The sequence below is a fragment of the Leisingera sp. genome (genome assembly GCF_034669605.1).
Taxonomy (GTDB): domain Bacteria; phylum Pseudomonadota; class Alphaproteobacteria; order Rhodobacterales; family Rhodobacteraceae; genus Leisingera.
Genome location: NZ_JAXMOX010000193.1, coordinates 1 through 8,775 on the forward strand (window position 1 = coordinate 1; position 8,775 = coordinate 8,775).

The 8,775-nt window shown below is 65.5% G+C and carries 7 protein-coding genes; 2 read left to right on the forward strand and 5 right to left on the reverse strand.

What is annotated here, in order from left to right; translation table 11 throughout:
* Window positions 1–70 precede the first annotated feature (70 nt).
* A complete protein-coding gene (locus VOI29_RS19605; protein WP_323782620.1) occupies window positions 71–1,276 on the reverse strand; it encodes a glycosyltransferase in 1,206 nt (401 codons plus the stop codon).
* Between the two features lie 235 nt (window positions 1,277–1,511).
* Between VOI29_RS19605 and VOI29_RS19610 the strand changes: the two genes are divergently transcribed.
* Window positions 1,512–2,882 (forward strand): oligosaccharide flippase family protein, encoded by a 1,371-nt coding sequence (locus VOI29_RS19610; RefSeq protein ID WP_323782623.1) that lies wholly within the window; start codon window positions 1,512–1,514, stop codon window positions 2,880–2,882.
* A gap of 2 nt (window positions 2,883–2,884) precedes the next feature.
* Here the strand turns inward: VOI29_RS19610 and VOI29_RS19615 are convergent, their stop codons facing one another.
* The 4 genes from VOI29_RS19615 to VOI29_RS19630 all read right to left on the reverse strand — a co-directional run bounded on the left by VOI29_RS19615 (window position 2,885) and on the right by VOI29_RS19630 (window position 7,463).
* Entirely contained in the window at window positions 2,885–4,135 is a 1,251-nt protein-coding gene (locus tag VOI29_RS19615) for a DUF874 domain-containing protein (RefSeq protein WP_323782625.1), read from the reverse strand.
* Between the two features lie 131 nt (window positions 4,136–4,266).
* Window positions 4,267–5,109, reverse strand: coding sequence for a CpsD/CapB family tyrosine-protein kinase (locus VOI29_RS19620; RefSeq protein ID WP_323782628.1), 843 nt, complete (start codon window positions 5,107–5,109; stop codon window positions 4,267–4,269).
* Window positions 5,110–5,259: 150 nt separating this feature from the next.
* On the reverse strand, window positions 5,260–5,955 hold the full coding sequence (locus VOI29_RS19625) for a sugar transferase (protein ID WP_323782631.1): 696 nt from the start codon (window positions 5,953–5,955) through the stop codon (window positions 5,260–5,262).
* A gap of 470 nt (window positions 5,956–6,425) precedes the next feature.
* The gene (locus tag VOI29_RS19630; RefSeq protein ID WP_323782634.1) at window positions 6,426–7,463 is read right to left on the reverse strand and encodes an AraC family transcriptional regulator; all 1,038 of its coding nucleotides are present in this window, start codon (window positions 7,461–7,463) and stop codon (window positions 6,426–6,428) included.
* Between the two features lie 362 nt (window positions 7,464–7,825).
* Between VOI29_RS19630 and VOI29_RS19635 the strand changes: the two genes are divergently transcribed.
* On the forward strand, window positions 7,826–8,668 hold the full coding sequence (locus VOI29_RS19635; protein ID WP_323782638.1) for a 2-dehydro-3-deoxygalactonokinase: 843 nt from the start codon (window positions 7,826–7,828) through the stop codon (window positions 8,666–8,668).
* Window positions 8,669–8,775: the final 107 nt, after the last annotated feature.

The window sequence follows — 8,775 nt, forward strand, 5'->3', positions numbered from 1 at the left end:
GCGCGGGGCCACGCCCACCGGAAGCGGTGCATCCGCAGATGCGGCGGCGGCGGGCGGGAGTACGCCGGTCTTACCCGGCGATGGCAATGCGGAAATGGGCAGCGAGTTTGGCGGCCTCAGCGGCACTGTCATGACGGTCCAGCACGCGCCTGCGGCCTGCCTGGCCCATGGCATTCAATTGCGGATGCGGTGTCTGTGCAAGGGTGAGGACGGCCTGTGCCAATGCGTCCTCATCCCCGGCCGGCAGCAGCCAGCCCGTCTGCCCCGGCAGCACCAGTTCGGGCGTGCCTGCGATACATGTTGCAATCACCGGACGCGCAGCCGCCATCGCTTCCATTACCACCATCGGCAGGCCTTCGGCAAAGGACGGCATCACCAGTGCGTGGGACCGGTCCAGCTCTGCCTGCACTTCGGTTTCGGCAAGCCAGCCGGTCAGGGTGACGCTGTCCTGCAAGCCATGCGCGGCAATCGCGGCTTCCAGCGCCGGCCGCATTTCGCCGTCACCGATCAGCGACAGATGCAGATCCGGAAGTTCCTGCACCAGCCGGACCATGGCGTTCACCAGCACCATCTGGCCTTTCTGCTCCACAAACCGCCCGATCGCCACCAGCCGCAGCGGCCCCTGCGGCAACGGTGCAGGATCGGCAAACCGATCCGGCTCAATCCCGCAATGCACCACTTTCAGGCTGTCCCACTTGCCGAAAGACGCCCAGCGGCTCAGCTGGCTTTTGCCAAAGCTGCTGACCGCCACGGTGAAAGCCGCGCGGTTGATTTTCTCGCCCAGCGACAGCGCTTGCGGCGCGTCGAACTCCTCAGGCCCGTGCACGGTGAAACTGTAGCCCGGCCCGCCCAGCACATGGGCCAGCATCGCGACAGCGGCAGCGTTGGTACCGAAATGGGCGTGGATGTGCTGCACGCCTGCCGCCGCGCTGCGCTGTTTCACATAGGCGGCTTCGCCGAGATATATCAGATGCCGCAGGAGGCCCTTGTCCGATGCCCGGGCCAGTCTCGCCGCCAGCCGCAGCGCTTGTGCGAATCGGGCGGGGGCTGCGGCCTCCCGCGCGAGTGCGGCAAGCAGGCGCCCGGCACCGGCCTGCAGCACGTAGCCGGTGCGCGCGGCCTCGGCCTGGTCCTGCGGATCCGCCAATGCCGCAGCCGGGGGGCGCATTGCCAGGCGCAGGATCTCCACGCCCTGATGTTCCAGCGCCCGCAGCTCACGCCGGATGAAACTGTGCGAGGGCTGCGGGTAAGTGTTCAGGACATAGGCAATTTTCAACGCGGCTGGTTCCGTGCAAATCTTGGGTCCGCGGCAGGTTAGCGGCGGTAGAGCAGCTTGCCCAGCGTCCTGTTGCGCTTGTCGCACAGGCATGGAGAATGGGCTGCGGGGGCGATGATTGTCATCGCATTCCGGCCCCTGCATCCCGCATTCCTGTTGCAGGCCGCCCTGCGATTGACGCCCCCTGCCCTGCCGCCTAGCCTGCGGAACCGGACGTTGGGAGATTGGCGCGGAAATGCAGCGGGTTGCATCGCTTTTCATAGGTCAGGGGATGATCGCGCGGGTGCTGCGTTCGGCCTCCTGGCTGATGATCGGATACGGCGGCAGCCAGGCCTTGCGGCTGGCCTCCAACCTGATCCTGACCCGCATCCTGTTTCCCGAAGCCTTTGGCCTGATGGCGCTGGTGTCGGTGGTGACGGTGGGGCTGTCGCTGTTTTCAGACGTTGGCATCGGTCCGTCGATTGCCCAGAACAGACGCGGCGATGATCCGGACTTTCTGAACACGGCCTGGACCATCCAGGTGATCCGCGGTTTTGGCCTGTGGGCATTGACGGCACTTCTGGCCTGGCCTGCGGCGCAGTTTTATGGCGCGCCGGAGCTGCTGATCTACCTGCCCATTGCCGGTGCCGGATTGGCCATTGCAGGCTTCAACCCGACCCGCATCGAGACCGCCCACCGGCATCTGCTGGCGGGCCGGGTCACGGTGCTGGATCTGGCGGGCCAGGTAATCGGGCTAGCGGCCATGATTGCGCTGGCAGTGACCACGCAGTCGGTGATCGCGCTGGTTCTGGGCGGGGTGATCCAGGCGGCGGCGAAGCTGCTGCTGTGCCATTGCGGGCTGCCCGGTGCTGCAAACCGGTTCCGCTGGGAACGGGCGGCAGCGGGCGAGCTCATGCATTTCGGTAAATGGATTTTCCTGTCAACCGCCTTTTGGTTCCTGACGTCGCAAGGGGACCGGGCGATTCTGGGCAAATTCGTCCCGCTTGAGGTGCTGGGCATTTACAACATCGGCTACTTTCTGGCGAGTTTTCCGATGCTGCTGGGCCATGCGGTGAACCAGCGGCTGATGATCCCGGTTTACCGCGGCAAGCCTGCACAGGCCGCGCCGGAAAACCTGAGGCGGCAGCGGCAGCTGCGCAGCGGTCTGACGGCAGCGATCCTGGCGCTGCTGATTGCGATGGCCTGGGCCGGGCCCTGGCTGGTGCAGATCCTGTATGACGACCGGTATCTGCAGGCCGGGCCAATGATTGTAATGATCGCACTGGCACTGGCGCCGGCAGTGATCACCATGACCTATGACCAGGCAGCGCTGGCAGGTGGCGACAGCCGCGGGTTCTTTTTGTTTTCCGCGGCACGGGCGTGCCTGCAGACCGGGATGTTCCTGGGCGGGGCGGCCTGGTTCGGGCTGGCGGGCGGCATTGCGGCGCTGGGGCTGGCGATGCTGGCGGCCTATCCGGTGCTAGCGCGGCTGGCGCGCAGGCATCACGCCTGGGACCCGCTGCATGATGCCGGCTATGGGTTGCTGGCGCTGCTGGCGGGCAGTGCGGTGCTGCGCTGGCACTGGGATGCTGTAACCGCCATGACGGCCGCGATGAGCCCTTCCTGATCTCAGGCCCCGCGTCTGAACAGTCTGAACAGCCCGCGTTGAGGCCGCCGGGCGTCCATTACAGGGATTGAAACCACTGGCATCAGGCCGGTTTCCCGCTGCATCTGCGCGGCAGTGCGCAAAACCGGATGGCGCAGCTCCTGCAGAAAGGCCGCCAGCAAGGCCGCGATGACGCTGGCTGCCGCGCCCAGCAGGGCCTTGGTCTTGCGGGCGCCGGTGACCGGATAATCCGGCAGCGGCGCCGGCTCGATCACTGTCAGCCGCTCGGCCTGACGGCCGGTTTCCAGGCGGAAACCAACCTCGGCCTCGTTGCGGCGGGCGGTCAATTGCAACAGTTCCCTCTGCGCCTGCTCCAGGCGGCGGTCATAAGCGCCGAGCCGGCGCTCAACCTCTGGCGTGGTCTGCAAAGAGGCCTCCAGCCCGGTCTTGCGCCGGGTCAGCAGCTGCTCCTGAGCGTCCAGCGTGGCCAGCTGCTGTTCAGCCTCCGCCAGCAACCGGCGGGCCGTGGCAGGGCGTTCCGTGGCCTGCGCCTGATCGGCGGCGCGGCGGATTTCGATGCGTTCGCGGGCAATCTCCAGCAGGCCCTCGTTCAGTGCGGCAATTTCGGCGCGGCGGAATTCGATAGTGCCAGGCAAGGTCACGTCATTTTCATTGCGGTAGGCCGCAATTTCGTCCTCCAGGGCCGCGACCTGATCCGCAAGTGCGGCCTCCTTTCCGGCAAAGAAGCTGAGGGTTTCGCGGGCCTGGTCAATGCGGGTGGCGATACTGAGTTCGATGGTACGGCGGCCGAATTCGCTGGCGACCTGCTGCGCCTGTTCGGCAGTGGGCATCCGGGCGGTGATGGTCAGCACCGAAATGGTGCCGTCATCCGCATAACCTTCACGGGCGGCGGCAACGCCGGTGATGCGGACGGAGTCCCGCAGCAGCGCCACCTTTTGCAATTGGGTCAGCGCGGCCATATCCGCGTAAAGGCCTAATTTTTCGATGATTTCCAGCACCGTGCCGCGCGCCATCAGGCGTTGTTCAATCAGCTGCATCCGGCGGGCGGAGGAACCTTCGACCGTTGATTTCGCCAGTTCACCGGCAATCTGCGGCTGGGTGATCTGCAGCACCTCGGCGGTTTCAAATTCATGCTGCTGACGGGCGGCAGACCAAAGCGACAGCAGGCAGCCGAGAACAAAGACGCAAGAAATGGTGAACAGCCTGCGCCGCACCATGTCCAGGAAATCGCCAAACGTGTATATCGGCCCCATCTGTCTGCTCTCTTGCGGCTGGTGCGCGCCAGCCGGTTGCCATCCATGCCTTCAGGCAGCCCGCCGGCCGCCGTTGCCCCTGTTCGGACCACATCAACCGGGCGAAACTATGACGCCCGGCTGCATGGCCGTCAGTTCAGCGGGCTGTCCGCCTTGCGTGCCCGGTTCAAAACAACGCCCAGCATTTGCGTATGGCCCGCCAGCATCTTCTCGCAGGCGGCCAGCTGGGCGGCCGTGGTGCTAGTGCCGTCCGCAACCAGCAGCACCCCGTCCACCTGCGGCAGGAAGGCGGCGGTGTCGTCATGCTCAAGCACCGGCGGCAGGTCGAACAGAGCGGTATCCGGGTCCAGCCGCAGCATCATGTCCTCCAGCACGCCGGCACAGCTGCGGCCCTGCAGGATTTCGGCGGCATCCTGATCCGCGGCGCTGTTCAGCCCGACTGCCAGCGTCGGCAGCGGGCGCAGCAGCTGATCCTCCAGTTGACCGCGGCCGGACAGGAAACCAGCCAAGCCCCCTGGCGCCGTCATGCCCACTGCCCGTGCGGCACCGGGGCGGCGGAAGTTCATATCCATCAGGATCGTGCGGCTGTCCGGCACCCGTGCCAGGCTCAACGCCAGGTTCACGGCCGAAAAGGTGGTGCCGCACCCGGCGGCGGGCGCCGTCACCGCAACCCGTTTCCAGCCGCGGGCCTTCAGCGTGTGCAACAGCCGGGTGCGCAAAAGGTCAAAGGACTTGGCCGCAGGATCTGCGCGGAACCGGCTGACCAGCGGCAGGCGCGCCTGCGCCTGCGCGGCAGCGTCGAACGGCACCTGGCGGATTCTGTCCCAGGGCTCAGGCAGGGTTGCGGGCAATTGCGCAGGCGCGGCAGCGGCAGGCGAAAGCGAGGGCTGGCTGCTGCCATCATCAGCGGCAAACGGCATGGCATCCGCCGGCGCGCTGCGGCGGCGGAACCGTCTGAAGCCCTGCTCGCTCATGCCGTTTTGTTCTCCCTCCTGCGGGCTGCCTGCCGGACCGGCAGCACATGCCCCTGATAGTGCAAAATGCGTCACAACCGCGTTTCCTGCAATGGCTGACCGGGCGGCGGCGGGCACTCGGGCCGGGGCCTGCAGCAGATCAGACAAAAATTAATATCCCGTCCCTTTCAGCACCACGCCGGCAGTGCGCCAGATCAGCCCCAGATCCCGGCCCAGCGACAGGCTGCGCCGGTATTCGAAATCGGCGCGCATGCGGCTGGCAAAGCCGGCTTCATTGCGGACCGAAACCTGCCAGACGCCGGTGATACCCGGACGCAGTTCATTATAGGCGCTGGCATCGCCATACAGCGGCAGCTGTTCCGGCATCATCGGGCGCGGGCCGACCAGGCTCATATCGCCGGCCAGCACGTTCCACAGCTGCGGCAGCTCGTCCAGCGAGGCCGCACGCAGAAAACGGCCAACGGCTGTGATACGCGGGTCGTTCTTCAGCTTCTGGGTCTCGTCCCATTCCTGCCGCAGCGCCAGATCGGTCTTAAGATAATGCAGCAGCAGCCGGTCCGCATCGCGCACCATGGTGCGCAGCTTCAGGATCCGGAAGACCTGCCCGCCGCGGCCCAGACGGGCCTGCGTGTAAAACGGCCGGCCGCCTTCCAGCCAGAGCGCTGCCGCACATAGCGCGATCAGCGGCAGCACCAGCGGCAGGCTTAGGAACACCAGCAGCAGATCCAGCCCCCGCTTGCCTGCTGCAGCATAGGCACCGCCCGCGCTTTGCCCGGACAGCCCCGTCTGAGCGATGCCCTTCAAAGCCGCATTTATGTTGGCTGCTTGCATCGGTCGTGCTGCCATCGCTGGACGCCGATGTTCGATTTCAGCCTGCATAAAAGACAGCCCCGCCCCTCCGGGAACCATGTCTTTCATTCAACAAACCCCGCTCTCCAGCCCCAAATCCTGCTGGACCGCCGCCTGAAAAGACGGCCGCTAAAACTCACCCCGGCTTTCCGCATGTCTTTGTCCGCGAAACGCCATTACTGATTTTCAAATTCAGAACCGGGCACGCCCCCACGTGCCCGTTTCTTTTTTGCAAACCGCCTAATTCCCCGGCGGCAGTTCATTGCTGCATTCTCCAGCAGCCTGACTTATTTATAGCAAATTTTAGAAATTCCGTGCAAAATGTGAGAGCAGGCCGGAAATTTCCCGAAAACCCCGTTTAAATGGCTGCCGCGCGGAGACAATTCACGCAGATCGCAAGTCATTGTTCACGCTGAAATGCGGATCCGGTATTGGAATCAGAGTCGCCGCGGCGCCATGCTGCCGGCTTATTTTCCCCGGAATTGCCCCGGGCTTTGGCCTGTCCAGCGCCGGAACGCGTCGCTGAAACTATTCAACCCTGAGTAGCCTAAGAGAAACGCGATTTCGGCCAAGGCCAGACCGCTTTCCCGCAGATAGCGTATCGCCAGCGCCTTGCGCAGTTCCTCAAGAATGGTGAAGTAGCTGGTGCCCGTTTGCGCCAGTTTCCGCGACAGGGTCCGCGGGCTCATCCCCAGATCCGCCGCCACATTGGCAAGCGTTGCCGAGCCGCCGGACAGCCGGGCGGAAACCGCGTCCTCGACCTGTGCCGCAAGACCTGTGTTTTTGCGGCCCCGCACCTGGCCTTCCAGAATCTGATCCCCGTAAGACCGCAGCAGCCGCAGCAGAACACGGTCGGCGCCGGCCAGCGGCAGCTCCAGATCTTCGGGCCTGAACACAAACCGGCTGGCCTGGGCGCCGAACTCCACCGGGCAGCCGTAGAAAGCCTGGACCTCATCCCTTCCGCTGCTGCGCTCATGGCTGAAGGCAGCCGATTGCGGTTCAATCCGGGCTTCGGTTCCGTCGCGAAGGGCGGAAAAGAATATTGCTGCAAGAAACTCGATATACTGACGTGCGCGCGACCCGGACGCCCCCCTGCACGTCCAGGTGAACTCGCCATGCGAGGCAAGCCGGGAAGTATCTATTTCCCAGACGTCGCTCATCACGCCGGCATACCGTGCGATGTTGCGCAGAAAGCAGCCGGCAGTCGGCGAGCTGCGGGCGATATAGCCCAGCAGTCCGGCCTTGCGCAGATCCGTTGCACAGCCGAGGCGGAAGCCGAATAACCGGTCGCCGGTCAGCGCCGCCGCACGCTCAAAAAGGCCCGCGATTACTGCAAACGGTGCTACGGGGTCTTCCTGGTGCAGCAGCGCCTGGCCGAAACCGGTTCCCGCAAAGACCGCCCCAGGCGTATAGTCCCGGGCCAGAAGATGGCGCGCGGCCAACTGGGCGAAAATTGCATTATGCGGTGCCGGCGTGCCGGGCATGTCTTCAGTACCTCTTGTCACTGTTCAGCGCAGGGCGCGTGTTTCCGGCGCGGCACAAGCCACGAGGCCGGCAAGTCCTGCGCTGCTTGCCGCCGCCCCTGGCCGGGGCCGCCCGGCACTGAACGAGCGCAGCGCCGCCGATGCCGCAACAGTACTGGATTTTACGGACCGGGCGCAGAGCCGGACAGCCAGTCTTTTGCACAAATCCTGGGCGTTTTAGTCTATGGCGCGTATAGCTTTAGCCTATGGCGCGTATACTTGCGCAGATTAGGTTCGCCATACGGGTGTTCCGGCCCGTACCGGCAGGCGGGCGGCCCGCTTGCCGGAGCCGGGAATCAGCGCCATAAGCCCGGTGACGCAATGGCAGAGGAAGTGAGGGCATCATGCAGCCTCCCCGTAACGGTCCCGGCTGGCTGGCCGCAAATCTGGACGGAGACACGCTTTCAACCTGGGAAATGGCCGGCGGCACAGCGGGGCCGGCCCAAGTGCTGCGCCTGCAGGAAAGCCGCCCGCCTGCGCTGGCGGCAGCGCTGCGGCAGCTGCTGGGCGGCGCGCCGCGCCCGGTGCTTCTGGGCGGCAGTGCCCTGGCGCCGCCGCATCCTGTCCCGGTGCGGCCTGCAGAGTTGCCTGCAGTCGAAACAGATTTGGACGGCCTGCCGGTTCACACCCTGCCAGGGCTGAGCCAGGCTGCCCCCTGCGGACTGATACAAGGTGCTGTGGCTGCCATCAGCGGCTTCCTGCGGCTGAACCCGGATTGGGACGGGGTGATCTGCTTGCCGGGAGCGGTGACGCATTGGGTGCAGATAAGCGCCCGGGAGGCGGTCAGTTTTCAAAGTGCTTTGACCGCTCGGCTGGCACAAGCAGCGGTACAGGGCATGGCGCTGGACACGGCAGGACCCTGGGACAAGGCAGCATTGGCTGAGGCGGTGGCAGACGGCATTGCCAAACCCGAGCATCTGGCGGCACGGCTGGCCGCGGTTCAGGCGGCCGCTGGGCTGGGGCAACTGCCTGCAGAAACGGCACGGGCGCAGATTTGGGGGTATTTTCTGGGCGCCGAGCTGGCAGCCGCCCGGCCCTACTGGCTGGGCCAGAACCTGGCCTTGATCGCCGAGCCGTCTCAGCAGGCGCTCTATGCCGCCGCTTTGGGGGCGCAGGCGCTGCCGGTCACCTTGGCGGACCATGCCCGCATGACGCTGGAAGGGCTGAAAGGAGCCTGGCCCGGCTAGATGAACCACACGCAGGCCTTCTCTACCTTGGCTGACCAGCACGCTCCCGCGCCTGCAGGCGCCCCGGCCGCGCCGGTCCGCCTTGGCAGCCTTGGGCGTGGGGGCGC